Origin of the sequence: Cellulomonas sp. APG4 (assembly GCF_009996735.1) — a bacterium.
In the GTDB taxonomy this organism is placed as follows: domain Bacteria; phylum Actinomycetota; class Actinomycetes; order Actinomycetales; family Cellulomonadaceae; genus Actinotalea.
In genome coordinates this window covers 21,422-44,841 of sequence record NZ_JAACYI010000004.1, presented here as the reverse complement: position 1 = coordinate 44,841, position 23,420 = coordinate 21,422, and the positions used below count along the sequence as shown (strand labels likewise).

Here is a 23,420-nt window from a genome sequence, read left to right as displayed (position 1 = left end):
GCACGCCCGCGCGGAGCACGCGCCGGGCCCTCGCCGGGCACAGGCGCATCAGGCGCGGTGCAGGGTCCGGCCCACGAACGTGCCGAGGCGCGCGACCTCGGTGGCCAGCGGGTCGTCGACGGCGCCGGGCCGCTGCGCGACGGGCCGTGCGTCTTCCACCGTGACCGTGTCTCCCGCGAGCGACCAGGTGCCCGCGACGATCCCGTCGACCACGATCAGGTCGGCGCCACGGCTGACGGCGGACCGCAGCTCGGTCGGCACGACGTGGGGGTCCGCGGTGCCGGGCCCGAGCACCCACGGGTCGTAGCGCGGGAGCAGGCGCACGCTCGGCGTGGCGCGGGTCGCGATCAGCTCGTCGACGTCCGCCGCGAGGACGAGCTCGACCTCGCCGTCCACCTCGACCTGTGCTGTCCGCGGTGCGAGGCGGGTGAGCCAGTCGCGCAGGAGCGGGCGGCGCACGCCCATGCCGGTGCCGATCCAGTAGCCCAGGTGCTCGGGCGTCGCAGGGCCGTAGGTGCGCAGGTACGTCTCGATCGCGCGCGGGCCGGCCTCGTCGAGCGGGAGCAGACCCGGCCAGCCGGGATTGGTGTCGAGGCGCTGAAGCGTGAGCCGGCCGTCACGCGACGGGCCCAGGCACACGTCGCCGTGCCAGGCGAGCGGCTTGAGGATCGTGGCCTGCGGGTCCGTCACCGCCGCGCCCAGGTGGGCGTACCGAGGGGTGGTGGCGAGCGCCGCGGCGAGCTCCTCGCGCGTCAGTGGGCCGTCGGCGAGCGACTCGCGCACGGCGGCGCGGAAGCCGGGCCAGTCCGCGGGCTCGAGCCGGTAGTAGGTGCGCCAGCTCGCGCGCTCCCACATGCGACTCGAGACGCGCAGCGGGAGGTGGATCGCGGCCTGGGCGGGGGTCATCAGGTGGACCGCCCCACGGAACGCCCACGTGCGTACCAGCGCGCCGTCGGCGACGGCACGGTCGACGTCGCCCGGTCGCGACGCGCGCATGCGTGTGCGGATCGCGAGCTCGGAACGGCTGGGGTCGAGCTGCGTCGCGACGGCGCCGAGCGCACCGACCACCTGCGGGACGGTGTTGCCGTGCACGGGCGCGAGCGAGTGACGTCTCAGGCGCCACGCGAGCGCGTCCGCACGGCGGATCCGGTGCATGTCCGCCACGTTAGGCGCGGCCTCCGACACGGGACCACGGGGGCGCCCGCACGCCGCGCTCGTACGATCGGCGCGTGCCTCCCCGGTCCCCGCTCCCCGCACGGCACGGCCTCGACGCCGCGCGGCTGCGCACGCCGGACCGCGACCGTGCCAACCCGGCACCGTGGCCGACGATGGGCGCGTGGCTCCGCCACCGGCTGCCCGACCGCGTCGACGTCACGGCGATGCTCGCCCAGCGCCGGTTCGTGGACGAGGACGGCCGGGCCGTGCGCGACGACGACCCGTTCCTCCCGGCGCGGTACGTCTGGTTCCACCGGGACCTGCGCGACGAGCCCGAGGTGCCGGGACGGATCCACGTGGTCCACCGCGACGAGCGGATCGTCGTCGTCGACAAGCCGCCCTTCCTCGCGACCATCCCGCGCGGCGGGCACGTGCGGCAGAGCGTCGTCGTGCGGCTGCGCGCCGAGCTGGGGCTGCCCGAGCTCTCGCCGCTGCACCGGCTGGACCGCGTCACCTCGGGCCTGCTGATGCTCGCGACCGAGCGGCGCTGGCGGGGGCCGTACCAGTCGGCCTTCGAGCGGCGCGCGGTCGACAAGGTGTACCGGGCGCTCGCGCCGCTGCGGCCGGGGCTCGAGCTGCCGGTGGTGGTGCGCAACCACATCCGCAAGGAGCGTGGCACGTGGTGCGCCGAGGTGGTCGCGGACGCACCCGTCAACGCCGAGACCCTGGTCGAGCTCGAGCGTGAGGTGGGCGACCACGGCGTCTACCGGCTCACGCCTCGCACCGGCCGCACCCACCAGCTGCGTCTGCACCTGCACGGGCTGGGCATCCCGATCGTGAACGACCCGCTGTACCCCGAGGTGCGGGACGTCGAGGTCGACGACTTCCGCCACCCGCTCCAGCTGCTCGCGGCCGAGCTCGCCTTCACCGACCCCGTCGACGGGGCCCGGCGAGAGTTCCGCAGCGTGCGCTCGCTGCCGCTGGCGCCTGCGGCCGACGGAGAGCCTGGCACGCAGCCGCACTGACGGCACCGTCGGGGCCCGGGCCGTCCCGGCGTGCGGCCTACAGTGCGTCCATGCCCGACGCCACGCCCGCCCCCGTCCCGGCCCCCGGCCCTGACCAGGCCGAGCACGCGCCTGCCGTCTCCGTGGGGGTCATGCTGCCGCGTGACCTGCCCGCCGGAGAGGTGCTCGCGTTCGCCCGACGCGCCGAGGAGCTCGGTTTCGCCGAGCTGTGGGTGGTCGAGGACCTCGGGTTCCGCGGCGGGATCGCGCAGGCCGCGGCGGTGCTCGCGGCGACGGAGCGCATCCGCGTGGGCATCGGCCTGCTGCCGACGGCAGCGCGCAACGTCGGGTTCGCCGCGATGGAGATGAACACGCTCGCCGAGCTGTTCCCGGGCCGGGTCGACGTCGGCCTGGGGCACGGGCTGCCCGGGTGGATGCGGCAGGTGGGTGCGTGGCCGGCGAGCCCGCTGACCCTCCTGAGCGAGGAGCTCGACGCCCTGCGCGGCCTGCTGCGTGGGGAGTCGGTGTCGGTGGAGGGGCGGTACGTGCGGCTGCGGGACGTGCGTCTCGAGAGCCCGGCGCCGCAGCCACCGTCGTTGCTGGTGGGTGCGCGCAGGCCGCGCACGCACCGGATCGCGGGCGAGCTCGCCGACGGGACCGTGCTCGCCGAGCCGGTGACGCCCGAGTACGTCGCCGTCGCCCTCGGTCACACGCAGCCGCCGGCGGGGCACCGGGTGGTGGCCTACGACGTGGCCGCGGTGCACGACGACGCCGCCGTGGCCCGGCACCGCGCGCGGCCCGCGCTCGAGTGGATCGGGGAGCCCGACTGGTCGGTGCACATCGAGCCGCTGCCGTTCGCCCGCGAGCTCGCCGAGCTGCGCGCGTCGTGCGCCGACCGGGCCGAGTTCACGCGCCGCATGCCCGACGCGTGGGTGGATCGCCTCGCCCTGGTCGGCCCGGCCGACGTGGTGCGCGCCCGCATCGCCGAGCTGGGCCGCGCCGGGGTGACCAGCGTGGTGCTCATGGCCGCCGGCGTGGACGCCCGCGACGCGCTCGAGTCGTTCGCCGCCGTCGTCTGAGGAGGCCCTGCGTCACGGAGCTGGACGTCGGGGCCGCACCGCGTCGCCGGTTGCGCGGACTCAGCCCGCGCCCCTCCGCGAGGGTGACTATCGTCACCGCGACGCGGCGTGATCATGGACTCCGCCCTCGACGCGGCGCCGCTCCCGCCACGCGGGCCCTGAGCAACCCCACCCGGAAGGACCCTCGACGACGCCCCCGCGACCGGAGCCGAGCACCCTTGCGCGGCTCGCCCGCCCGTTCGGCTACCTGCTCATCGGTCTCGTCTGGACCGCGATCGCGGTGCTCGTGCTCGCGGTGAGTCCCGGCATCCTCGTGCTCGGCGCGGTCGACGGAACGATGGAGATCGCCGACGGGTGGGAGCGGATCGTGGCGTCGCCCTCCGAGCTCGTCGCGTTCGTGCTTGCCGTGCCGCTGCTCGTCGTGCTCTGGGGACCGGGCGTCCTGTGGTACCTGCCGTCCGCGACCTGGCCCCTCGCCGTGCTGTCGTTCGTCTACGTGGCACGGTCGCTCAGGCCGGGCTTCGCGCACGAGCGGCTCTCCTTCACCGAGCACGCGGCCCGCGGGGCGACGATCGGCCTGCCGACCGCCGCAGGCGTCGCGCTGTCCCTGCAGCCCGTGCGGCAGAGCCGCGTCACGGCGTGGCTCATGCGGTTCTACGTGTCCGGCTGGGTGCCCGACGGGCGGATGTTCCTCGCGACGCTGCCGGCCGGTCTCGCCTGGCTGCTCGCGTTCGTCGCACTCGCGCGGGACGTGCCGTCCGCGTGGCGCATCGCCGCGCTGGTCGCCGTGGCGCTGCTCGCCTCGTGGAGCATCGTCCTCGGACGCCGCGCCTGGGTCCGCCGGTTCTCGGCCGCTGCCGCACCGGCTGACGCCCCGGACAGGGGCGTCGCGGGGATGACGGCCGACCAGCGCCGCCGCCTCGAGGAGCTGCGTCGCGCGCGGGCGGCGCGCCGCGAAGCCTGAGATAGGGCGCGACCGAACCCGGGACGTCGAGCACCAGGCGAATCCGTGCACAAGGGCGGTGGGCCGCCGGTCCGCTGCTGACCTCGCGATACTGGGCCGATGCTGACGATGCCCGCCGAGCTCCCGGCGCACGGCTCGGTCCGGCTGCGCCCCTTCGAGGCACGCGACGTCGACATGGTGCGCGACCTCGCCACGGACCCGTACGTCCCGCTCACCGGCACCCTCGTGGCTGATGCGAGCGCAGAGCAGGCACTCGACTGGATCGACCGGCAGTACGCACGGTTGGCTGACGGCCGCGGCTACTCGTTCTGCGTCGCCGATGCGGGCGACGACCGCGCCCTGGGGCAGGCAGGCTTGTCGCTCGCCGTCGCCGCGACCGGGCGGGCGACCGCGGGGTACGGGGTCGCCCCGCGTGAGCGCGGCCGGGGAGTCGCCGCGCAGGCGCTCCGTGCTCTCACCGCGTTCGCGTGGAGCCTCCCGGTCATCCATCGCGTCGAGCTCTACGTCGAACCGTGGAACGTGGCGTCCGTGCGCACCGCCGAGCGCGCCGGGTACGCGCGCGAAGGTGTGCTCCTCAGCCACCAGGAGATCGGCGGGCGCCGCGTCGACATGGCCCTGTACGCGACGGTCAGGGCGGTGTGGGCCCCGTGGGGTTCGAACCCACAACCTACGGATGACACGTCTGCGCAGGTCGCAGACGTGATCGTCGGCCCCTGGGCTGGTTCGAGCGCCCCGGCGGCCGCTGACGAGGACGTCGCGTCGTGACCGTCGTACCCACAGGCTCCTCGCCAGTCGGCCAGTCCACCGACCCGTGAGGCCCCATGCCCGTCATCTGACCTTGGTCGATGCCCTTCGTGTCAACGACGACACGGAGGGCTTCCACATGACCCGCACCACCCGCCCCCGGTCCGGCACTGTCCCACGCCGCGGCGCGGGCACGTGTGCTGGCATGACAACAAACCAGGGATGGAACACCGCGATCACGAACTACTGCACCTCGCTGACGGCCGCCGGCCGTAGACCCGCGACGGTCACGCTCTACCGGCACTACCTGCGCCAGGCCGCCCAGCGCCTCGACAGCGGGCCGTGGGACGTCACCACGGGCGACCTCGAACTCCTCCTCGCGACGCTTGACCGCACGCCCCGCGCGACGCGCCGCGGCGGGCCCGAGCAGAGCCTGGCCGCGAAGAAGTCCATGCGCACCGCGATCGCAGGCTTCTACCGCTGGGCGCACCGCAACGGCCACGTCGACGTCGACCCCACCGTGCGCCTGCCGACCGTGCGTGTACCGCGGGGGCGGCCGCGCCCGGCGCCCGAGAGCGTCGTCGCGCAGAGCCTGCACGCCAGCGACGAGCGAGTGCGGCTCATGGTCGCCCTCGCCGTCTTCGCGGGCCTGCGCGCCGGCGAGATCTCGCGCGTCTCGTCGTGGGACCTCGACGGCGACCGCCTCACCGTCCACGGCAAGGGCGGCAAGGACCGCCAGGTCCCCATCGGCCCGCCCGAACTCCTCGAGGCGATCGCGAACGCGGACGGCTGGCTGTTCCCGAACGGGCGGGGTGGGCACCTGTCGCCGAACCACGTGTCGAAGCTCATGGCGCGGGCGATGCCGGACGGGTGGACGGCGCACACGCTGCGGCACAGGTTCGGGACGGTGGCCTACGCGGGCACGCGGGACCTGCTCGCGGTGATGGAGCTGCTGGGGCACTCGAGCCCGGACACGACTCGGATCTACGTTCAGCTGCCGGATCAGCACCTGCGCAATGCGGTCGCTGCGGCCGCGATGATCGGTGCGGCGGGCTCGAAGGTCGCGGCGGCGTGATGCCGAGGTGTACCCGAACGCGTCTGGTGTGGTCCAGCGCGGTGACGAGAGGATGTGGGTCATGAGGAGAGCACTGATCGCGGTCGTGGCGAGTGCTGTCGGGGGGCTCTTGCTGGTGGGGTGCTCGCCCGCGGGCGAGGAGCCTGCGCAGGCACCGCCCTCGGCGGAACCGTCGACGACGCCGGCACCGAAGCCAACGGTGAAGAGCGAGCCGGCCGCCGAGGAGCTCGAGTGGCCGGATGACCCGGACCAGCGGCGCTTCTACGAAGGCGTCCGCGGGGCGGCGGGATGGGAGGAGTCGAGCGCCACGGAGCTCGACGAGCTCGGCGTCGCGACCTGCAGGGACCTGCGTGGGTACTCGGGCGATCCGGCGCTAGCCGTCGCGTCGATGGAGGCCGCGTACATCGAGAACCTCGGGGTTGAGCACGGCGCCGCGAAGGGGATCGTCGCCGCGGCGATCGCGCGGTGGTGCCCCGAGGTCGCAGGCTGAGCGCGTCCTTACACAGGGGTGACGGCGCGCTCGGGCAGCCACGCGTTCCACGGTGCCCGGCCCGGGATCTCCTGCTCGACGCACACGAAGCCCGGGGCGCGGGCGATCGCGTAGACCTGTGCGGTCACGAGGTCACCGCCGTAGGTGCGGGCGCGTGCGACGGCGCGCCGCGGCTCGGGGAGCATCTTCTGCGGCCGCGGCTCCGGGGAGGTCACGAGCCAGCTCGAGTGCGTCGACCGGTCCATGCCGCCTACCTGCTCGTCTCGCGCGGGGAGACGTGCCACGAGCGATGCTCGATGTGCAGCGCCCGCGTCTCGCCGAGCACGTCCCGCCAGTCCTCGCGCGCCGGTGGCGCGCCGAGGCTGATCGCCCACTCGATGGCGTCTTCGAACGTCAGGCGCGTGACAGGCAGGTGATGTGTGGCGGCGGCGAGTGCCGGGATGTGTAGGTGGGGCAGCGTGTGGGGGCTGTTCCCGCTGGGGTGCCAGTGCATGCGGACGAGCTCAGCGTCCGCGCAGGCGACTCGGTACCGGTAGGCCCGCGTGGTGACCCGCCAGGCGCTCGTGTCCTGCGTCGGGATGATCTCGTAGTGCATCGTCGCGTCGAGGTGCCAGCCACCGCGCATCGCGAGGCCGAGGCCGTTGTTCAGGGTCCAAGCCCTCGTGTCGCCGACCTGGCGGCCGTGTTGGCTCAGCGTGATCTTCGCTGGCCCCAGGCATGACAGAGCCCGGCGGATCGGCTCGATGAAGGCCTCGAAGGCCTCCGGAGGCGTTCTGCCGGGCATCGGTCAGCGCGCGAAGGGCGCCAGCATCACCAGACGAAGCACCGCGTCGTCCTCGGTGTCGTCGTACTCGCCGCGGTCGAGCCGCTCGAGGAACTCGTCCAGTCCGAGACCGAGGTGGTCCTGGACCTGGCCGCTGAGCATCTCGCGACCCTCGGCGGTGTTCATCTCGACGATCTCGGGGGTCACGACGTCAACCGTCGGTGCACCCATGATCATCCCCTCCCATTTCGTCGATGAGCCCGATCCTCGCATGGATCTGGGCGGTGTGGTCACCGCTGCTCGGATGAACCACAGGGGACCACGTGGTCGCCCTGTGGTCCGCACGCTATGTCCGCCCCCTGACACGCAACGAAGCGCCCCCACCCAGCCCGGAGGCTGGGTGGGGGCGTCGTGCTCCCTGGTGCAGGGGGATGGCCGGGGAGTGAGGTCAGGCTACCGGCGCGGGCGCGCCCTGCGCGGGGTGTCAGACGTGGTCGCGCATCACCGTGCCGGTCTCGAACGGGGACGCCGGGCCGGCGACGACCCGACCCTCGGCGTCGACGGTCTCGACCACCACGCTCTCCGGGATGGCGGCGGGCACGGACTCGGGCAGGACCGAGATGAGCGCGAGCACGAGGGAGCCCGCGGCGGACGCGGCCGCGTTCGTGAGCACGACCTGCCAGTCGACGTCGGAGAGCAGGACCGCGGCCGCGGGGATGTTCGCGAGGAAGGCTTGAGCGAACGTGCGGACCACGCGGTCGAGTGCGGCCGCCCACCACGGGCGGGGTGTGCCGTCGACCTCGGGCAGGTTCACCCACGACGTCGCGATCGACAGGACGGCGAGGAGCGCGCCGGCGGACAGGCCGGCAAGCAGCGCCGTGGTGTCGCCGGCGACGATCGCCGGCAGGAAGGGCAGCAGGCCCACGAGGAAGGACCGGGCCGCGCGCTGGCCCGCCAGGGACCACCACGCGGCGGAGAGCAGCTCGGACATCACAGGACTCCGATCGAGCGAAGGAACCCCGCCAGGCCGGCGAGGCAGATGGACACCGCGAGCGCTGTGGCGTGCGCGATGAGGTGCAGCCCGCGGATGTCCGAGGGCTGGTGGTGGACGTGCACGGGTCAGTCCGTGAGGCGGCGTGCGAGCTCGTCGGCGAGGTCGTCAGCGCTCACGCCGGCAGCCGGTGTGGCCTCGTGGATCGCAGCCTCGATCTGCTCGGCGGTGAGACCGGGGAGGCGGCCGACCATGCCGAGGAGCGCGGAGATCGCGGTGGTGACCGCGATGACCTTTCCGGTGTTGGGGTCGCGGACCTGCTGGTAGGCGTGCGACCCCATGATCGCGGCCGAGAGGTTCGGGACGGAGTTGCCGACGCGGAACACCTCGGCGAGCCACTGCTTCAGGTCCTCGAGCTCAGCCTTCAGCTCGTCGACGTCTTCCTTGCTCATGGTGTCGTCCTCCGGGGTGAGTGGGGCGGGCAGGCCGCCGCCGCGGTGGGTGTCGTTGCGCGCCTTGTAGACCCAGTGCCAGGCCTCGGCGATCGCCCGGCCCTCGTTGTTGTCCCAGCCGTGCTCGGCCGCGACGGCCGCGAGTTGGCGGTACCGGGTGCCGGCGAAGCCACCCAGCCCGGTGATGTCGACGGCGACGCCGCGACCGTGGTTCGAGGTGCCGGGGGTGGCAGCCGCGGCCCAGATCGGCAGCCGGTACCACCGAGCACCCCGCCACGACTTGCCGACCCAGTCCACGGCGGTCGGGCCGGCCGTGGTGTACCGCTGCCGGAAGATCCGCTCCTGGATCTCGTAGGAGCGGTAGGCATCACCGGCGGAGGTGATCTGCGGGGTCCAGCCGTAGCGGCGCTCCACGTCGGCGCACAGCCGCGCCCAGGACAGTGCTGCGGAGATCTCCAGCCGCGCACCCGCTGGGCCGGGGACGGCCGGGGAGAGCAGCGCGGCGGGCAGCAGGCCGTTGAGCGCCACGGTCAGACTCCCTCCGGGCGTCGGGGTGGGGGCGGGCCGAAGCCCTGCCAGATGTGGTGCTCGAGAACGTCGATGTGGTCGCCCTGCGCGCGGATCACCAGCGCCTTGGCGACGTTCCCGTTCTCGGCCGCCTCGAGGCGCGCCTCGACGTTCTGCAGGCGCCGCTCGAGCCGGTCGATCAGGCCCTCGCGGTCCGCGATCGTGTCGCGGCGGTCCTCGGCGAGCTCGCGTCTCGCCTCCCGCTCGTCGGCGGCGATCTCCTGCCGACGGGAGCGGATCGAGTCGATGAGTGCCTTGAGGCCCCCGCCCCCGAGGAGGGCGGTGATCAGCAGGACGACCAGCCCGGCGGTCTCGGCTGGGCTCATGCCACCAGACCCGCGACCGTGCGCCACCGACGGACGCGAGCGCGGCGCGCGTGGGAGGTCTCCAGATGGAAGACCCACAGGTCCACGCCGCGGGCCGCGATCGCCGCCGTGAGGGCCGTCAGCACGGCCGAGCCGGGGATCCGCCCGTAGTGCCCGACAAGGACCATCGCCCAGTCGATCGTCGTGTAGGCCGCGAACGCGGCCGCGACGAACCACGTCGCGACCCACTCGGCCCGCCACCGATGCGTGAGCGACGCGACCAGCGCAGCTGCGCCAGCGAGGGCGCCCACGACGCCGAGGGCGTAGAGCCCGCCGGGGCCGATCGCCGCGACGATCGGCGGCGGCTGCCACACCAACACCCCGGCCGCCGCGAGCGCGGCGAAGCCGTAGATCACGGCACGTAGCGTGCGGGCCAGACGGCGCTGGAGGCGCGGCCAGTCGGCGGTTCCGGGCATGGCTGGTCTCCTCGTGGTCGTGCTCGAGCTAGGCCGCGGTCGTGACGTAGATCGAGGAGGCGTTCGCGCCCTCGACGAGCGGCGTGGGGGAGCGGACCGCGTTCGGGCCGACCCAGCAGATCGAGGCGGTGTCGGCGAACCGGATGCCGATCTGCGAGGCGGACAGTGCCCGGACCGTGTTCGCGGCGACGGTGACCCACTGCGAGGCGCCCTTCACGTCGATGCCGACGTAGGTTGCGGACGATGTCGCCCCGGTGCGTGAGGAGTTCCCGGTTACGGCCACGTGGACGCAGTCGTCGACAACGATGCCCTGCACGCAGTCCCACACGGTGTTCGACGCGACGCTGCCCCCGTCGGCGTTCTGGACCGACAGGCCCACATCGCCGGCGCGGAGGATCTCGTTGCTGGTCACCGTGACGTTCCAGTCGCGCGCGTTGACCGCCTGCAGCCCGACGCTGAGGCCGACGCCCGAGGTGTCGCGCACCTTGTTGCCCGAGACGGTCAGCTGCTCGTAGAACGACGTCGCACCCCGGGCGGCCGGGAAGATGTAGATGCCGACACCGGCCGCGTGCTGCACGGTGTTGCCCTCGACGCGCATCTCGCCCTGGGCGTCGGACTCGTTGTGCACGGCGATCCCGTGGTTCGCGGTCCGCATGACCAGGTTCCCCACGATGCGCCCCGACCGGCACTCGTGGTTGATGCCCTGACCGGCGGCCGACAGGACCGTGTTGAAGTCGAACCAGATGTCCTCGGCCGCGCCGTGGGTGTCCAGGGCGTCCCCGGAGGCCGTGAGCGTGGACGGCACCGTGTTGCGCGCGACGAGGATGCGCCGGGTGATGCCGGGCACGGCGGCCTCGTTGGTCGTCGAGAACGCGTGGCGGCACCGGTCGATGCGGTTGTGCTCGATCACGCAGTCCTGCGATGCGTTGACCGTCGTTATCCCGTACCCGTACCCCGCGCGACCAGCCCAGGTGATGCGGCAGTCCCGCACCCGCGCGTTGACGCAGTCGATCAGCGCGACGTGCCGGGTGTCGAAGCCTTCGCTGGTCAGGCCGTCGATCAGGACGTCGACGGCGGCGCGGACCACCAGGCCCGACTCGCCGGCGGTGTCGTTCCAGCGGCCGACCAGCTTGCCCGGCCCGTAGATCCTGACGTGGCGCGCCGGGCTGATCTTCGACACGCGCGCGTTCGTGGCCGTGGTGTAGGTGGAGCACAGCGGCGCAGCGAGGGTGATGCTGCTCGTCGTGGTCTGCACGACCTCGGCCAGCTCGCCCAGCTTGATGTCCGTGTTGTGCGAGTCGAAGAGCTCGTCCGACGCGACGCGCACCAGGTCACCGGGCTCGATGCCGTGCCCCGTGCCGACCGCGAGCGTCGTGGCTCCGGCCGCAGCGTTGCTCGTCAGCGACGCCGGTGCGTCCTCAGAGCCTGTGACCCGGACCGCCCCCTCCCCGGAGACGGGCACCTCGGAGAGGTCGAGCGTCCCGGCGACCGTGATCGTCGACCCCGACGGAACGGTGAGGTGGCTCGTGATCCGGCACGTGAAGCCCATCGGGACCAGAACGTGCAGACCAAGGCTGGCCCCGCTCGCGAACAGCGCGCTCAGCGCTGCGGTGTCGTCGGTGACGCCGTCGCCCACCACGCCGTTGTCCGCGGCGGAGACGAAGCCGCCGCCCCCTGCTGCGGAGGCGATCGCGGCGACCTCGGCACGGGCCGCACCTCCCGGGGTCGCGAGGATGCCCGCGAGCTGGCTGTCGTAGGTCCCGGTCGCGAGGTCGGCGAGATCCTGCGCGGCGGCCGCGGCGTTCTCCGCCGCCAGCTGAGACGCCTGGGCGACAGCCAGAAACCCGTCGGCGGAGATGAGCTCGACGGCGGGCAGGGAACCCGACTTCCACATGACGGCCCCGTGGCCCTCGACGCGGAACAGCTGGGACCGGCCGGAGGTCACCGCCACCGCGGCGAGGGGCGCGCCGGTCTCGTCCGTAGCCGGCAGGGGGCTGGTGTAGGTCGTGTCGTCGAGGGCGTACACCTGCCCCACGCCGCCGGGCGACAGGTTCCCGTTGACGTCCAGGGCCAGCTGGGGACGGAAGGAGAAGACCGCCACGGGATCAGTCCTCCTGAATGGCGTGCCAGGCGACCGAGACTGACCCGGTCGCCGGAGCCCCGTCGCCGGCGTAGACGCCGATCGTGCAGCCCGCCGTGGTGACGCCCGTGACGTAGGGGATGAACTGCGCGAGCGCGCCGGTCTGCTTCGCGGGGATGACGAGCGGGGCGGAGGTGAACCTCCCCGCCGGGAACGTCACCGCGGCGGTCCCTCCCGCCGACCCGGAGACCGACACCGTCTTGACGCCGACGGCCTCGCGCTTCACGACCGACGGCGTCGCGGGCACGGTGTGCCAGTCGGTGCCGTCCTCGGTGTACTCCAGGGCCAGACCCGGGCCGGCGTCGGCGCGGTGCACGTACACCGGCTCCGACGACGACGGGACGATCGGGACCGGGAGCGCCGCGAGGTCGGCGATCACCTGGGCTCGCTCGGTGGCGTTCGCGACCGGGATCGGGTCCCGCACCGACAACGACAGGCGCTGGGGGATCTCGTAGAGGTCCGGCACGGAGTCGAGGTCGGGGACCTCGTGGCCGCGGACGTCAGTCGGCATCAGGGGTCTCCTCGGGTTCGGTGCTTGCAGCGAGCTCGACGTGCCACACCTCGTGCGCGGCCGCGTCGACCGCGAGCGCGGAGCAGCGTGGGCAGATCGACCAGGCGGGCATCAGCCGGCCCGGGTGTAGGTGAGGGTGATGGCCATGCCGGTGGGGTGGGACGTGCCGCGGACGGCGCCGTAGCCGGATCCGACGGTGCAGATGCCCTTCGCGGCGCCGGTGCGCAGGTCCTCGGCGATGCCGGATGCGACCAGGTCCACGGCGACGAGGCCGGTGGCGATGCCTCCGGAGGAGGCGGGTGAGCCGGCGGGGCGTGAGCCGTGCGGGGAGCCCTGGAACGCGGGTGTCCCGGAGCCGTTGGAGCGGACCGAGGACAGGGTCATGGACAGGATGGCTTCTGCTCCCAGGCCGACGATCTGGTTCCCGTAGGTCGCGAGGCCCTTCAGGGGGCCTGAGCCGTAGGCGTCGCCCTGGTAGAGGTCGGAGCGGCCGCCGTAGCGGCCCGCGTTCCACCGGTCCCACGCGCCTCGGCTGGAGCGCCACGTCCCGGACCAGGTCGGCAGGATCGTGACCGGCCCGACCTTGACCGTCGTGGGCGGGGGTGGGGGGACGGGCGCGATCTCGTCGGGCAGCTCGACCTCGTAGCAGGGGCCGGTGACGACCTGCCCGGCGCCGGTGCGCAGCGGGTCGAGCTGGACGTAGACGGTCGTGATGCCCTCGTAGGCGTTCGGGTGGAACGGGAGCCCGACGGGCTGGGACCCGTTGATGGACACGATCGCGCGGTTCGCGTCGTCGTCGATCGAGATCAGGCGTGCGACCACCCAGGGCAGGCCGGAGCCGCCCGGGGGGATGCCCTTGGGCCCGGCGGCGACCTCCCGCCAGTCGTCCAGGGCGCTCATGCGCTCACCCCCACGTCCAGGCGCATCGCGCCGTCGGCCACGGTCAGGGGCAGGTCAGTGCCGACGACCCAGCCCCACTCGGTGCGGCGTGCGCGGCGGCGGCCGCGGCGCAGCGCGAGGGCGTCGTCGAGCTCGACGCGCGGATCCGCGGCCGCGTAGACGGTGCGGACCTGGGCCTTGCGCAGCTCGCTCCGCAGGGTCGTGTGCGCCATCGCCGCGACCTGGCCCGGAGTCGTGGTCAGCGGTGAGGACACGTAGCGCACGACCTCGCCGTACCCGGTGCCGTCGGTCGTGGCCGCCATCGGGCCGGTCAGCTGCTCAGCCACCGCCCGCACCGACTCCCGGGCGGGGGAGTCCGTCGCCGAGGACTGACCGACGACGACGTTGTACGCCTGGTCGCGGGTGTCCGAGCGTGGCGTCCGGATGAGGGTTCCGCCCTCGCCGTCGGTCAGGGTCATCACTGGCGCCGGCACATCCGGCAGGGGTGGGAGGAGGTTGACCTGCCCCCACTGGTCCGTGCGGATGCGCGCGGGCAGCGCCGCCGCGATCTCGTACAGCGCCGCGAGACGCTCGGTCTCCCACACGAAGCTCTTCGGGATCGGACGGTCGACCAGGTCCGGGTGGATCACCACGGGGATGCCCGGGACCATCAGGCGGCGGAACTCGGAGAAGAACGTGCCCCCGGCACGCGGGACCTCGGGGGAGCGGAACTTGGCCTCCTTGACGCGCTGCAACTGGCCCAGGCACACGACCTGCACCTGGCCCTCGTCGTCGAAGTCCCAGTCGTGCACCCGGAACAGGCCCAGGCGCGTGTCGGTCACGATCCGCGACGTCGGGGCCGTCACCTGGATCTGCGCCTCGATGATCTGCCCGTACCGCGCCAAGGGGTGCGTGGGCGACTCCGGCACCCACGACGTGCCGTGGTCCCACTCCGGCACCGTGAACGTCAACCGCTCGGGGACCTCCGCGTCCGCGATCGTCACCAGGCGCCCCGACGTGATCGGGATCCGCGAGGCCAGGACCCGACCATCCAGGCGCGACGTCAGCACCGGACGCCACCCCGCCGCCCCCGACAGGACCTCCGAGCTCGGGCCCTCACGCATCAGCGCGTCGTCCAGTCCGTCCGGTTGAACTCCGCCACGCTCGAGCCCGCCCACTCCGCGTTGAAGTCCGCGATCGTCGAGGCGGCGTAGACCGCGTTGAAGTCCGCGACCGTGGAGACCGCGACCACCACCGACGGCTCGGGGTCGTCGACGACGTCGAAGCGCAGCGACCAGATCCGCAGCCCGTCGAACCCGATCAGGCGCCGCACCGCGCCGTGCACCAGGATGTGCTCGGCCGGCGGCAGGTCGAGCAGCGTCCCGTCCGTGCGCACCACCAGCAGCGGCGACACGTCACGCAGGTGCTCGACGAGCAGCGCCGTTCCCGAGGGAGTCGTGCGCACCACCAGCTCACCCGACTCACCACCCGAGGTGTCCCACCGCACCACCGGCGTCGAGCGCCCAGGCACCGAGAACGACTGCGAGCGCAGGTGGGTCTCGCGGGGGTCGTCGTTGTCGTGCCAGGCGAAGGGGATGACGGTGCGGCCGTCGAGGGACTGCAGGACGTACTGGGCGTCGTGCGGGACGGTGATGGGGTCGGTGACGAGAGTGAGGTCGTCGACGCGGACGGTGTACGTGATGGGGACGTTCAGCGGTGCGAGGACGTCGGTGAGCAGGACCTGGCCGGTCGTTGCGGTCACGGTGCCGCCGCGGACGGGCCAGGTGTGGCCGACGGCGGCGCCGGTGACGGTGACCTGCTGGCCGGCCGTCAGGCCGGAGACCGCGAGCTGGACGACCTGGGGTGCGTTCGCGCCGACGAGGCTGACGGTGGCCACGGGGATGTCGACGAGGACGCCGGGCATCAGCGCACCCCCTGGGTCATGGCGTGGCGGCGGGAGGCCTGTGCGGAGGTGACCTCGGCGCGCGCGATCGCGCGGATCGGGCCCGCCTCGGTGACGAGGGTGAACGCGACCCCGTCGAGGGCGGCCGCGAGCTGGTCGGCCGACGTGCCGCCGGTGGGCGCGGTGACCGAGATGTGCGGGGCGATCTGGTCGGCGCGGGTGATGTAGGCGCCGCCGAACCGGCGGGCGATCTCCCCCAGGACCGCCTCGGACCTGGCGCGCTTCGACATCGCGAAGGGGATGTAGCCCTCACCGTCGGTCTCAGGCTCGGCCCATACGCGGCGCGCGCCGGCGGGAGCGATCTGGGCGACGTGGTGCTCGCGGATCCCGCCGGCGGCGTAGTACTCGACGACACCGCCGTCGGCCTGCATCACGCTCACACCGAGGCGACGCTGGATCGTCTGGATCCGCGACAGGGCGGCGTCGGCGTTCAGGTTGACCGACATCGGGATGCCGTACCCGGACCAGTGGTCGACGAAGGCCTGCATGTTCGACTCGGCCTGGGTCTTCTCGAACGTGGCCTGCACGGTCGCTTCGTCGGGGACGGCGAGCACGGACTCGACGAACGCCCACGCCTCGTCGGAGGTCATCCCGAACTGGATCGCGGCGTTCGCGAGCTCCTGCCGTGAGGCGTCCATCGTGGCGGTGAAGGCCTCGACGTCGCCGGTCTGCTCGAGCACGGCCTGCGCGTGCGCCATCCCAGCGCGGGCGAGCCCGTCGAGGACCTCGTTGTTCGCGCGGCCCTTCTCGGTGTTGATGTCGAGGGTCGTGCCGTTGTTCTCGATCGAGGCCGTGACGGCGTCGATCGCCTCCTGCATGCGCCGCTCCGCCTCGCGTGCGGTGAGCGCGGGCCCGTTGAGCTCGTCGAGCGCCCGGGTCAGGTCGTCGACCGCCGCGGCGGCCTGCTCGACGATGCCCTCACCCTCGGCGAGCTCGGTGTTGTACGCGCTCTGGGAGCCCGCCGCACCGTCGGTCGCGGCCGCGGTCTCGCCGACGGCCTCCCGCATGTACTCCGCCTCCTGGCGGGCCGTCGCGAGGTCCTCCGAACCGCCGGTCAGCTCACGACGAAGGGCGTTCGTCGCGCCCACCCACTCCTGCATGGACAGGCCCATGCCCTCCGCGCGCCGCGACGCCCCCGGGCTCAGGAACCCGTCGAGGATCTCGTTCGCCGCCGCGGCCTCCTCCGCGGTCCCGGCGATCGCGTCCGTCACGACCGACAGCTCGATCCCGAGCCGCTTCGCCGCCTCAGCACCGGAGAGCTTGTTCGTGTCCCAGAACCCAGGCTTCTCCACCAGCCGCTGAGCGACGACCTCGCGGGTCATGCCCGTGACCGCACCGGTCGCCTCGTCCAGAGAGGCACGCAGCTCGTCGACCCGCTGCTTCGCCTCGCCCTGGGAGTGCATCCACGCACCCAGCGCGACCGTCGCACCCGCGAGCGCCAGACCCCACGGTCCGGCGAGGACCGAGGCCGTGCCGCCGAGCGCACGGCCCAGGCGTGAGGAGCCGCCCTGCAGGGCGGTGACCGTCTCGGAGAGCTCCTTGAGCTTCGGGATGACGATCGCCGCGCCACCGACGACGGTGCCGAGGCCCGCGGCCGCGGCGCCCAGGTTCGCGACCCAGGACTGCTGAGCGGGGGTGAGGGTGGAGAAGCCCTCGGCCATCGTCCCGACCGCGGAGGTCGCGTTCGCGACGACGGGCAGGAAGTTCGCGCCGATGTCGATCGCGGCGTCGTTGATCTGGTTCCGGGCGATCTGCAGGCGTGCCTCGGTGGTCTCGTAGCGCTTGGCGGCCTCGGCGGCGAGCGCGTTGTTCTCGGCCCACGCCTCGGAGGAGTGCTGCAGCGCGCTGGTGACCTGGTCCGAGGCGAGGGAGGCGCGGCGCAAGGTGTCGGTGACGCGGATCCCCGTGAAGCCCATGCCCTCGAGGGCCTCGGTGGTGTTCCCACCCTGGGACTGCATGCGCGCCAGGCCCTGCAGGAACAGGGTGAGCGCGCCGGCGGCGTCCTGCCCCCACTTGCGGGAGAACTCATCGGCGGAAACGCCGGCGACGCGCGCGTACTCGGCGACGGTGTCGGCGCCCGCGGCGACGTCCTTGTCGACCTTGAGCATCACCTGGGAGATCGCGGTGCCGCCGGCCTCGGCCTCGATCCCGACCGACGACAGCGCGGACGCCATCGCCAGGACCTGGTCCGCGGTCAGCCCGACGGTGCGGCCCGCGCCAGCGATGCGCAGACCCATCGCGAGGATGTCGCGCTCGGTCGAGGCGCCGTTGTTGCCGAGCTGGACGATCGAGGACCCGAGCCGGTCGGCCTGGTCCGCGCCGATGCCCATGATGTTCGAGAACTGCGCGATCGACGTCGCAGCCTCGTCCGCGGTGAGATTCGTCGTCTCACCCATGTTGATCATCGTTCGGGTGAAGTCGGCGACGTCCTTGCGCTTCACACCGAGCTGGCCGGCCGCCTCCGCGACGCCGGCGATCTCCTCATGGGTCGCGGGCAGGGTCTTGGCCAGACCGCGCAGCTCAGTCTCGAGCTGGGCCATCTCCTCGGGGGAGCCGTCGACCGTCTTGCGCACGCCCGCCCAGGCGGCCTCCCAGTCGATCGCGGACTTCGTGGCCAGGCCCAGGCCGATCGCTACCGCGGCCGAGATCTTCAGGATGCTGCGACCGGTCGACTCCATCGCGACGGCCTGCTCACGGTTGGCCTTGACCACCGCCGCGGTGCGCTGCGCCTCGCGGGCGATGTCCTCCCGCGCGGCCGCAGCCTGAAGGTTCGCCAGACGCCGCTGGGCCCGCTCCGCGGCCTTGGAACCCTCGTCGTAGTACTCCGAGAGGATCCGCACGCGCACATCACGGGACCGGTCCGACACGGCTCACCTCCCTGCGTTCGCAGCAGCAGTGGTCACGCACCGGTCGCACTCACCCGTGGTGCCGGAAGCCATGTGGACGTGGGCGCCGCGCACCTTCGCGTCCTCGTCCTGTGCGGCCGCCTCGCGGCTCACGCAGCCCGGGCACACGTCGATGTGCGCGTGCCGTGGGCCCTCGTCGGGGTGGTACCCGCAGCTCGAGCAGCGCCGCGCCTCGTACCCCACCCACGCCAGGGCCGCGTCCTGGTCGGCCTGCGCCCACCCCAGGAACACCGACAGGGGGATGCCGCGGGGCCCGCAGTACGCCATCCGCGCGGCGTACAGCGGCTCGCGGCTCAACCTTTTGGGATTGCCCCCGACGGCACCGAGTAGTGCAGCTCCGTGAACAGGCGGTGGTACAGGTCGTCCTTCTCCCCGGTCGTCCACTCCGGGCGCGCGAGCTGGGCCCGCCACCACGCCTCGTCGCGCAGGTCCTCGTCGACCACGCACGCCGCGGCGAGCGCGGCGAGCAGCCCGTCGCGGTCGATGTCGTCAGCGCGCGAGTGCGCGTCGACCAGGGCCTCGAAGTCCTTGGGGTCCAGGGCCTCGAACGGGACGTCCTCGAAGTTGCCCAGGAACGCCGCCACGGCGGCGTCGTAGGCGTCCTGCGCCGCCGGGACGTCGTGGGCCTCCGGGGCCGCCTGGGCGGCCAGGAGCAGGGTCTGGGCCGCCGAGACGGCCTCCCGGTCCGCGGCCGGGTCGGTGACCTGGACGCGGACCGAGAGGCGCCGGCGGGCCTTGCCCTCGAGCCGCTCGCGCAGGCTCACGCCGCCGCCGGGATCGGGACGTCGGCCGCGGGCTTGCGGGTGATCGTGAACCCGATCGTCAGCTGGTGCGCGGCGTCACCGACCGACCGGACCTTCCCGACCGTGTTGACCCGGCACGGGAAGACGTCCGAGGGCTGGGTGGGCACGTCCCCGCCGTCCATGAAGATCATGAACCCGTTCAGGCCCTGGGTCAGGACCGTGCGGACGTCGTCGCCGGCGAGGTCGGCGTAGAACGTCAGCGAGGACGCGTCGGCGGTCTGGCGGCCCGGGATGCTCGAGGTGAACCGCGACCCGAGGTCCGGGGTCGGGATCTCACCACCGGTGAGCTGCCACCCGGACAGGTCCGCGATCTCCTGGGTGAGGTTCGTGCCGGCGTCGAGCTCGATGCGGGTGTACGCCAGGGCCGCCGAGGCGATCGTCGGGACGAACGTGACGACCGAGATCTCGGGGGCGAAGAACCGGTTCGAGGTGGGCAGGGGCGTGCTCATGACTCACTCCTCGTGGGTGTCGGTGGTGGACGAGTCCGCGGGCGGTTCGTCCTCGTCCCCGCCCAGGGCGGTCGGGGTGTCCTGGGGGGCGGGCAGCCGCACGCCGGTCGCCGTGAGCGCGGCGACGAGCTCGTCGTGCTTGCGGTGCTTGGCGAACGACGGCAGTACGGCCAGGTGCACGCCGTCGGCGGTCAGGCCCTCCACTTCCTTCGGGTCGCCCACGTAGCGGGCCTGGGAGCTGTCCAGGCCGGCGTCCTTCATGTACGCGGTCGCCTCGGCCTTCGTGCGCGCCAGCACGAGCGTCAGCGGGCCAGGGTCGGTGGCGTCGTCGTCGACGAGCTCCCACCCCGCGCGGATCCAGTGGTCGGCGACCTGGTTCGGCACCGTCCACAGCGCCCGGGTCTTGGGGTGGCGCAGGTTCTTGGGCATGACGAGATCTCCCTCGCGGGGTAGGGGGCGTGCGGTTGGGGGGGCTGGTTCAGCGGGTCATGCCGATGGCCGTCAGGGCCTCGTCGACGGCCGCGACGGACTCCGAGACGACCATCCCGCCGGTGGCCTGAGCGGCCGGACGCAGGTACGGGCGAGCGGACTGCTCCACCCACGCCGCGTCCCGGATCCCGAAGACGGGGTGGCGGAACGAGTCGCGCAGGATGCCCTCGAACGCGCGCGCGTGCGGCGCGGCCGCCGTCGAGGCGACGATCGTCACGCCGGGCGCACGCTTGGAGAACGAGACCCGCAGCGACAGGGCGCCCGGGATCCGCGAGGACCACGCCGCGTTCGCCTGCGCACGGCGCAGCGTCGTCTCGCCCGCGCGCCGCAACCTCGGGCGCAGCCTGGTGTGGACCTCCTTGGGCAGGCGCGCGAGATCTGCGGCGACCAGGCGCAGCCCGGGGGCGCCGCCCTCGTCGACGTAGTGCGTCGAGACCGTCACAGCAGGCTCGAGCCCTCGACGGTGAAGATCACGTTGCACGTCGCGCCCTGCTCGTGCTGGATCGGGATCCAGTCCATCGCCCCGCCCACGACCGCGCGGTCCCATGCGCCGTCGACCACGACGTCGTCGCGCAGCGCGGTGTCGAGCTGGCCGATCAGCACCGCGGCCCGCGAGCGCAGGGTGGCCATGTCGGTGTCGCCCGAGGTGATCGTCATGAGCACGCGGACGGTGAAGTCCTCCTGCAGGCGTGGGCGACCCATGCCCTGCTGGCGGGAGACGTCGACGGTGTACCCGGGGCGGTCGGGGCCGTCGGTGAACCCGACGCACAGCGCCTCGAGCATGACCTCGCCAACGTGTGGGCCGTCGAGGACCTGCAGGCCCGTCGCTTCGCCGGAGATGTCGATGAGCTTGTCGACGACGGCGTGGATCCGCGTCGGTCCGGCGCTGGCCATCAGTGCGGCCCAGGCACGGTGAAGGGCTTGATGAGCTCGAGCGCGCGTCGAGGGAGGGCGAAGCCCATCTTCGGTGTCGGGTCGGCGTCGGCGGCCGCGGTGTACGCGCCCGCCCGGGCGCCGCCGCCGGCGCGGCCGCGCTGGGACTCCCACAGGTGTGCGGCGATGATCTTCACGGCCTGCTTCAGCGATGCGCCGTGCTCGCGGGTGGTGGCCTGCACGGTCCACTTGCCGGCGACCGTCGAGGGCACGGTGACGATCCCCGAGAGGAGGTTCGTGTCGATCAGGTCGGCGTCGACGACGTTGCCGTGAGGGTCGGTCACGGTCCCGACGGAGACCAGGTGGGTCGCCGGCAGGACGAGGTTGCGCCCGTTCGGGTAGACCACGTAGGTCTGCGACGCCGAGACGAGCGGTCCGACACGGAGCTCGACCTGCTCGAGCGCGGCGTCCAGGACCTCGCTCAGGAGCGCGCTGGTCGCTTCCTCGTGCGTGGGCGTCATCTTCAGGAACGTCGCGAGCTCCGCCTGGGTCACGAACCGCTCGTCGGCGGGAGGCGGCTCGCTCATCGCGTCTCGGGACCCTTCGCGCGGCGGACGTCCTCGGGCCGGGTCACGGTCGCCGCGACCTCCCGTGGGGCGCTCTCAGGCCGCTCCGGGGCGGTCGCACGGGCGCGGGCGCGCGTGGCCTCCTGGTCGTCCTGGGGGCGCCCCACGGGGCGGTCAGCGGCCACGGGTCACTCGTCCCCGCGGACCACGGCCTTGACGGCCTGCTCGGTCTCCTCGGCGCTGTCCTGCGTGGACTTCTGCCGCGACTGGGCGTGGTCGAGGTCCTCCGCGGTCGTGACGAACCCGGGGGTCTGGTCCGGGGTGCCGTCGGCCTTGAGCGAGGGGACCGCGACGACGTCGACCTTGGCCGACGCCGGCAGCTCGGCCGCGCCCTTGTCGGGCTCGTGCTTGGGCTTCGTGCTGGCCATGACGGCCTCCTTCTGGATGCGGGGAGCGAGGGTCGTGCGGTCACCGGAGGTGGGCGTCCTCGGGGAGGCGCCCACCTCCGGTTGGGTACGGCGGCTCAGGCCGCGCGGACCGTGAGCGCAGCGGCCGCGGCCGTGTTCTGGACCTTGCCGTCCAAGCGCTGGAAGCCGAGGAACCCGACCTGCAGGAAGTCGGCGTAGCGCTCGGTCAGGCGCATCGTCTGGGCGCCGCGCACGCGGCGGACGATGTACGCCTGGCGGATGTCGCCGAAGACGATCGGCTCCGCGCCGGCCGCGACGGCGGCGAGCCCGTTGTCGACGGTGTACGGGTGCCCGTTGATCGTCGAGGGCGGGCCGCCCGCGATCGCCGGCACCCACAGCGGCCGGTCGTTGCCGTCCTTCAGCTTGCGGACGTCGCGCAGCGCCGTGTCGTGCAGGATGTAGCGCTGGTTGCCGTTGCGGTACGCCGGGTCGATCGCGTGCTCGAGGTCGACCAGGTCGTCGTAGGCGATCGCGCCCACGGCGGCCGTCTGGCCGCCGAGCGTGAGACCGGTCACCAGACCCTGGGGCTGCCCGGTGCCGGTGCCCGTGGCGAAGTGCGCGGCCGCGGCACGGGCGATGCGCTCACCGAGCTTGCCGGCGAGCCAGCCACCGATGTCGAACGCCGAGTCCTGCAGCAGCTGCAGCGAGGCGCGGACCATCTTCGAGGTGTACGTGTACGCCCCGAGGGTGCCGTTGCCGAACGTCAGGTCCTGCTCGGTGACCTGGGTGTTCTCCGCGAGGATCGCACCGACGTTGCCGGTGTCGTCGCTCGTCGGCCATCGCAGGTCGGCACCCGTGGCGGTCTCGATGTCCTCGGCGTGCTGCGCGATGCCGCCGAAGGCCTTCTGGGCCTCGACCATCCGACGCAGGAACTCCTCGGGCACCGTGTACCCGCCGGCGGTGTCCGTGCCGGCCGCGAGCGCGCGGATCTCCTCGGAGGCGACGAAGCCGCGCTCGAGCAGCTCCTGCTCGTCGGCGGAGAGGCGACCCAGTCCGCGGCGCAGGAGCTTGTCGAAGGCTGCCCGGTAGGCGTCCGCCACGTCGGGCCTCTCCTCGCCGGTGCGCGGGTTGGTGTCGCGCTGCCCGGGGGCGATCGCGTCCATCTGGCCGCGGAGACGCTCGGCGCGCTCCTCGTCCTCGATCTCCCGGCTGAGGCGCTCGACGTCGTCGAGCGCGCGGGTGTAGGTCTCGCCGTCCTCCTGGGTCGGCTCGTACCCGTCCTTGGCCCGGCGGGCCTGGATGTCCTGGACCTGGGCCCAGGCGGTGGCGCGCTCCTCCAGGAGCTTGCGCAGGCGTGCGTTCACGATCA

The 23,420-nt window shown here is 73.2% G+C and carries 31 protein-coding genes; 6 read left to right on the top strand and 25 right to left on the bottom strand.

Annotated features, from left to right (window positions below; all coding sequences use genetic code 11):
* Window positions 1-48: 48 nt before the first annotated feature.
* Entirely contained in the window at window positions 49-1,155 is a 1,107-nt protein-coding gene (locus tag GXB85_RS04815) for a DNA glycosylase AlkZ-like family protein (protein ID WP_161916516.1), read from the bottom strand.
* Between the two features lie 74 nt (window positions 1,156-1,229).
* On the opposite strand from GXB85_RS04815, the gene GXB85_RS04810 reads away from it, so the two are divergent.
* The 6 genes from GXB85_RS04810 to GXB85_RS04785 all read left to right on the top strand — a co-directional run bounded on the left by GXB85_RS04810 (window position 1,230) and on the right by GXB85_RS04785 (window position 6,511).
* On the top strand, window positions 1,230-2,180 hold the full coding sequence (locus tag GXB85_RS04810; protein WP_161916515.1) for a pseudouridine synthase: 951 nt from the start codon (window positions 1,230-1,232) through the stop codon (window positions 2,178-2,180).
* A 50-nt stretch (window positions 2,181-2,230) separates the two neighbouring features.
* Window positions 2,231-3,238 (top strand): LLM class flavin-dependent oxidoreductase, encoded by a 1,008-nt coding sequence (locus GXB85_RS04805; protein ID WP_161916514.1) that lies wholly within the window; start codon window positions 2,231-2,233, stop codon window positions 3,236-3,238.
* A gap of 295 nt (window positions 3,239-3,533) precedes the next feature.
* Window positions 3,534-4,202, top strand: coding sequence for a hypothetical protein (locus tag GXB85_RS04800; protein WP_161916513.1), 669 nt, complete (start codon window positions 3,534-3,536; stop codon window positions 4,200-4,202).
* Window positions 4,203-4,301: 99 nt separating this feature from the next.
* Window positions 4,302-4,967, top strand: a complete 666-nt coding sequence (locus tag GXB85_RS04795) for a GNAT family N-acetyltransferase (RefSeq protein WP_161916512.1) — start codon at window positions 4,302-4,304, stop codon at window positions 4,965-4,967.
* A gap of 184 nt (window positions 4,968-5,151) precedes the next feature.
* A complete protein-coding gene (locus GXB85_RS04790; protein ID WP_202627599.1) occupies window positions 5,152-6,021 on the top strand; it encodes a tyrosine-type recombinase/integrase in 870 nt (289 codons plus the stop codon).
* Between the two features lie 199 nt (window positions 6,022-6,220).
* Window positions 6,221-6,511, top strand: a complete 291-nt coding sequence (locus GXB85_RS04785) for a DUF732 domain-containing protein (RefSeq protein WP_161916511.1) — start codon at window positions 6,221-6,223, stop codon at window positions 6,509-6,511.
* An 8-nt stretch (window positions 6,512-6,519) separates the two neighbouring features.
* On the opposite strand, the gene GXB85_RS04780 is transcribed toward GXB85_RS04785, so the two are convergent.
* From GXB85_RS04780 to GXB85_RS04675, 24 genes are all read right to left on the bottom strand, one after another.
* On the bottom strand, window positions 6,520-6,756 hold the full coding sequence (locus GXB85_RS04780; protein WP_161916510.1) for a hypothetical protein: 237 nt from the start codon (window positions 6,754-6,756) through the stop codon (window positions 6,520-6,522).
* Window positions 6,757-6,761: 5 nt separating this feature from the next.
* The gene (locus GXB85_RS04775; protein WP_161916509.1) at window positions 6,762-7,295 is read right to left on the bottom strand and encodes a hypothetical protein; all 534 of its coding nucleotides are present in this window, start codon (window positions 7,293-7,295) and stop codon (window positions 6,762-6,764) included.
* A gap of 3 nt (window positions 7,296-7,298) precedes the next feature.
* Window positions 7,299-7,505 (bottom strand): hypothetical protein, encoded by a 207-nt coding sequence (locus GXB85_RS04770; protein WP_161916508.1) that lies wholly within the window; start codon window positions 7,503-7,505, stop codon window positions 7,299-7,301.
* Between the two features lie 253 nt (window positions 7,506-7,758).
* Window positions 7,759-8,265: a holin gene (locus GXB85_RS04765; RefSeq protein WP_161916507.1), complete on the bottom strand. Its 507-nt coding sequence runs from the start codon at window positions 8,263-8,265 to the stop codon at window positions 7,759-7,761.
* Entirely contained in the window at window positions 8,265-8,390 is a 126-nt protein-coding gene (locus GXB85_RS18525) for a hypothetical protein (protein WP_255465745.1), read from the bottom strand. Before GXB85_RS18525 ends, GXB85_RS04765 begins: the two co-directional genes overlap by 1 nt.
* Window positions 8,391-8,393: 3 nt before the next feature.
* On the bottom strand, window positions 8,394-9,245 hold the full coding sequence (locus GXB85_RS04760; protein ID WP_370524002.1) for a D-alanyl-D-alanine carboxypeptidase family protein: 852 nt from the start codon (window positions 9,243-9,245) through the stop codon (window positions 8,394-8,396).
* 2 nt (window positions 9,246-9,247) lie between these two features.
* Window positions 9,248-9,610 (bottom strand): hypothetical protein, encoded by a 363-nt coding sequence (locus tag GXB85_RS04755; protein WP_161916506.1) that lies wholly within the window; start codon window positions 9,608-9,610, stop codon window positions 9,248-9,250.
* Window positions 9,607-10,065 carry a hypothetical protein gene (locus GXB85_RS04750; protein ID WP_161916505.1) on the bottom strand — a complete coding sequence of 153 codons (459 nt, stop codon included), beginning with the start codon at window positions 10,063-10,065 and terminating at the stop codon, window positions 9,607-9,609. The genes GXB85_RS04755 and GXB85_RS04750 overlap by 4 nt, the downstream gene beginning before the upstream one ends.
* A 28-nt stretch (window positions 10,066-10,093) precedes the next feature.
* The gene (locus GXB85_RS18760) at window positions 10,094-12,166 is read right to left on the bottom strand and encodes a right-handed parallel beta-helix repeat-containing protein (RefSeq protein WP_161916504.1); all 2,073 of its coding nucleotides are present in this window, start codon (window positions 12,164-12,166) and stop codon (window positions 10,094-10,096) included.
* A gap of 4 nt (window positions 12,167-12,170) precedes the next feature.
* Window positions 12,171-12,716, bottom strand: a complete 546-nt coding sequence (locus tag GXB85_RS04740; RefSeq protein WP_161916503.1) for a hypothetical protein — start codon at window positions 12,714-12,716, stop codon at window positions 12,171-12,173.
* Complete coding sequence (locus GXB85_RS18520; protein ID WP_255465744.1) at window positions 12,706-12,828, bottom strand: hypothetical protein; 123 nt, start codon at window positions 12,826-12,828, stop codon at window positions 12,706-12,708. The genes GXB85_RS04740 and GXB85_RS18520 overlap by 11 nt, the downstream gene beginning before the upstream one ends.
* Window positions 12,828-13,616 carry a hypothetical protein gene (locus GXB85_RS04735; protein ID WP_161916502.1) on the bottom strand — a complete coding sequence of 263 codons (789 nt, stop codon included), beginning with the start codon at window positions 13,614-13,616 and terminating at the stop codon, window positions 12,828-12,830. Before GXB85_RS04735 ends, GXB85_RS18520 begins: the two co-directional genes overlap by 1 nt.
* On the bottom strand, window positions 13,613-14,719 hold the full coding sequence (locus tag GXB85_RS04730; protein WP_161916501.1) for a hypothetical protein: 1,107 nt from the start codon (window positions 14,717-14,719) through the stop codon (window positions 13,613-13,615). Before GXB85_RS04730 ends, GXB85_RS04735 begins: the two co-directional genes overlap by 4 nt.
* Window positions 14,719-15,519 (bottom strand): hypothetical protein, encoded by an 801-nt coding sequence (locus GXB85_RS04725; RefSeq protein WP_161916500.1) that lies wholly within the window; start codon window positions 15,517-15,519, stop codon window positions 14,719-14,721. Before GXB85_RS04725 ends, GXB85_RS04730 begins: the two co-directional genes overlap by 1 nt.
* Window positions 15,519-18,425, bottom strand: coding sequence for a phage tail tape measure protein (locus GXB85_RS04720; protein WP_161916499.1), 2,907 nt, complete (start codon window positions 18,423-18,425; stop codon window positions 15,519-15,521). Before GXB85_RS04720 ends, GXB85_RS04725 begins: the two co-directional genes overlap by 1 nt.
* Before the next feature lie 3 nt (window positions 18,426-18,428).
* A complete protein-coding gene (locus GXB85_RS04715) occupies window positions 18,429-18,761 on the bottom strand; it encodes a hypothetical protein (RefSeq protein WP_161916498.1) in 333 nt (110 codons plus the stop codon).
* Window positions 18,758-19,228 carry a hypothetical protein gene (locus GXB85_RS04710; RefSeq protein ID WP_161916497.1) on the bottom strand — a complete coding sequence of 157 codons (471 nt, stop codon included), beginning with the start codon at window positions 19,226-19,228 and terminating at the stop codon, window positions 18,758-18,760. The genes GXB85_RS04715 and GXB85_RS04710 overlap by 4 nt, the downstream gene beginning before the upstream one ends.
* On the bottom strand, window positions 19,225-19,716 hold the full coding sequence (locus GXB85_RS04705) for a hypothetical protein (RefSeq protein ID WP_161916496.1): 492 nt from the start codon (window positions 19,714-19,716) through the stop codon (window positions 19,225-19,227). The genes GXB85_RS04710 and GXB85_RS04705 overlap by 4 nt, the downstream gene beginning before the upstream one ends.
* 3 nt (window positions 19,717-19,719) lie before the next feature.
* Window positions 19,720-20,145 (bottom strand): hypothetical protein, encoded by a 426-nt coding sequence (locus GXB85_RS04700; protein WP_161916495.1) that lies wholly within the window; start codon window positions 20,143-20,145, stop codon window positions 19,720-19,722.
* Window positions 20,146-20,194: 49 nt separating this feature from the next.
* Window positions 20,195-20,647: an HK97 gp10 family phage protein gene (locus GXB85_RS04695; RefSeq protein WP_161916494.1), complete on the bottom strand. Its 453-nt coding sequence runs from the start codon at window positions 20,645-20,647 to the stop codon at window positions 20,195-20,197.
* Complete coding sequence (locus GXB85_RS04690) at window positions 20,644-21,099, bottom strand: hypothetical protein (protein WP_161916493.1); 456 nt, start codon at window positions 21,097-21,099, stop codon at window positions 20,644-20,646. The genes GXB85_RS04695 and GXB85_RS04690 overlap by 4 nt, the downstream gene beginning before the upstream one ends.
* The gene (locus tag GXB85_RS04685; protein ID WP_161916492.1) at window positions 21,099-21,665 is read right to left on the bottom strand and encodes a hypothetical protein; all 567 of its coding nucleotides are present in this window, start codon (window positions 21,663-21,665) and stop codon (window positions 21,099-21,101) included. The genes GXB85_RS04690 and GXB85_RS04685 overlap by 1 nt, the downstream gene beginning before the upstream one ends.
* Before the next feature lie 167 nt (window positions 21,666-21,832).
* Entirely contained in the window at window positions 21,833-22,072 is a 240-nt protein-coding gene (locus GXB85_RS04680) for a hypothetical protein (protein ID WP_161916491.1), read from the bottom strand.
* A gap of 95 nt (window positions 22,073-22,167) precedes the next feature.
* Window positions 22,168-23,415 carry a phage major capsid protein gene (locus tag GXB85_RS04675; protein ID WP_161916490.1) on the bottom strand — a complete coding sequence of 416 codons (1,248 nt, stop codon included), beginning with the start codon at window positions 23,413-23,415 and terminating at the stop codon, window positions 22,168-22,170.
* Window positions 23,416-23,420: the final 5 nt, after the last annotated feature.

Coding starts and splice junctions, on each gene's coding strand:
- GXB85_RS04755 (WP_161916506.1), bottom strand. CDS start 9,610: ATGAGCCCAGCCGAGACCGCCGGGCTGGTCGTCCTGCTGATCACCGCC.
- GXB85_RS04700 (WP_161916495.1), bottom strand. CDS start 20,145: ATGCCCAAGAACCTGCGCCACCCCAAGACCCGGGCGCTGTGGACGGTG.
- GXB85_RS04795 (WP_161916512.1), top strand. CDS start 4,302: ATGCTGACGATGCCCGCCGAGCTCCCGGCGCACGGCTCGGTCCGGCTG.
- GXB85_RS04685 (WP_161916492.1), bottom strand. CDS start 21,665: ATGAGCGAGCCGCCTCCCGCCGACGAGCGGTTCGTGACCCAGGCGGAG.
- GXB85_RS04790 (WP_202627599.1), top strand. CDS start 5,152: ATGACAACAAACCAGGGATGGAACACCGCGATCACGAACTACTGCACC.
- GXB85_RS04740 (WP_161916503.1), bottom strand. CDS start 12,716: ATGCCGACTGACGTCCGCGGCCACGAGGTCCCCGACCTCGACTCCGTG.
- GXB85_RS04725 (WP_161916500.1), bottom strand. CDS start 15,519: ATGCCCGGCGTCCTCGTCGACATCCCCGTGGCCACCGTCAGCCTCGTC.
- GXB85_RS04775 (WP_161916509.1), bottom strand. CDS start 7,295: ATGCCCGGCAGAACGCCTCCGGAGGCCTTCGAGGCCTTCATCGAGCCG.
- GXB85_RS04770 (WP_161916508.1), bottom strand. CDS start 7,505: ATGGGTGCACCGACGGTTGACGTCGTGACCCCCGAGATCGTCGAGATG.
- GXB85_RS18520 (WP_255465744.1), bottom strand. CDS start 12,828: ATGCCCGCCTGGTCGATCTGCCCACGCTGCTCCGCGCTCGCGGTCGAC.
- GXB85_RS04680 (WP_161916491.1), bottom strand. CDS start 22,072: ATGGCCAGCACGAAGCCCAAGCACGAGCCCGACAAGGGCGCGGCCGAG.
- GXB85_RS04765 (WP_161916507.1), bottom strand. CDS start 8,265: ATGTCCGAGCTGCTCTCCGCCGCGTGGTGGTCCCTGGCGGGCCAGCGC.
- GXB85_RS04730 (WP_161916501.1), bottom strand. CDS start 14,719: ATGCGTGAGGGCCCGAGCTCGGAGGTCCTGTCGGGGGCGGCGGGGTGG.
- GXB85_RS04735 (WP_161916502.1), bottom strand. CDS start 13,616: ATGAGCGCCCTGGACGACTGGCGGGAGGTCGCCGCCGGGCCCAAGGGC.
- GXB85_RS04750 (WP_161916505.1), bottom strand. CDS start 10,065: ATGCCCGGAACCGCCGACTGGCCGCGCCTCCAGCGCCGTCTGGCCCGC.
- GXB85_RS04705 (WP_161916496.1), bottom strand. CDS start 19,716: ATGAGCACGCCCCTGCCCACCTCGAACCGGTTCTTCGCCCCCGAGATC.
- GXB85_RS04690 (WP_161916493.1), bottom strand. CDS start 21,099: ATGGCCAGCGCCGGACCGACGCGGATCCACGCCGTCGTCGACAAGCTC.
- GXB85_RS04815 (WP_161916516.1), bottom strand. CDS start 1,155: ATGCACCGGATCCGCCGTGCGGACGCGCTCGCGTGGCGCCTGAGACGT.
- GXB85_RS04780 (WP_161916510.1), bottom strand. CDS start 6,756: ATGGACCGGTCGACGCACTCGAGCTGGCTCGTGACCTCCCCGGAGCCG.
- GXB85_RS04805 (WP_161916514.1), top strand. CDS start 2,231: ATGCCCGACGCCACGCCCGCCCCCGTCCCGGCCCCCGGCCCTGACCAG.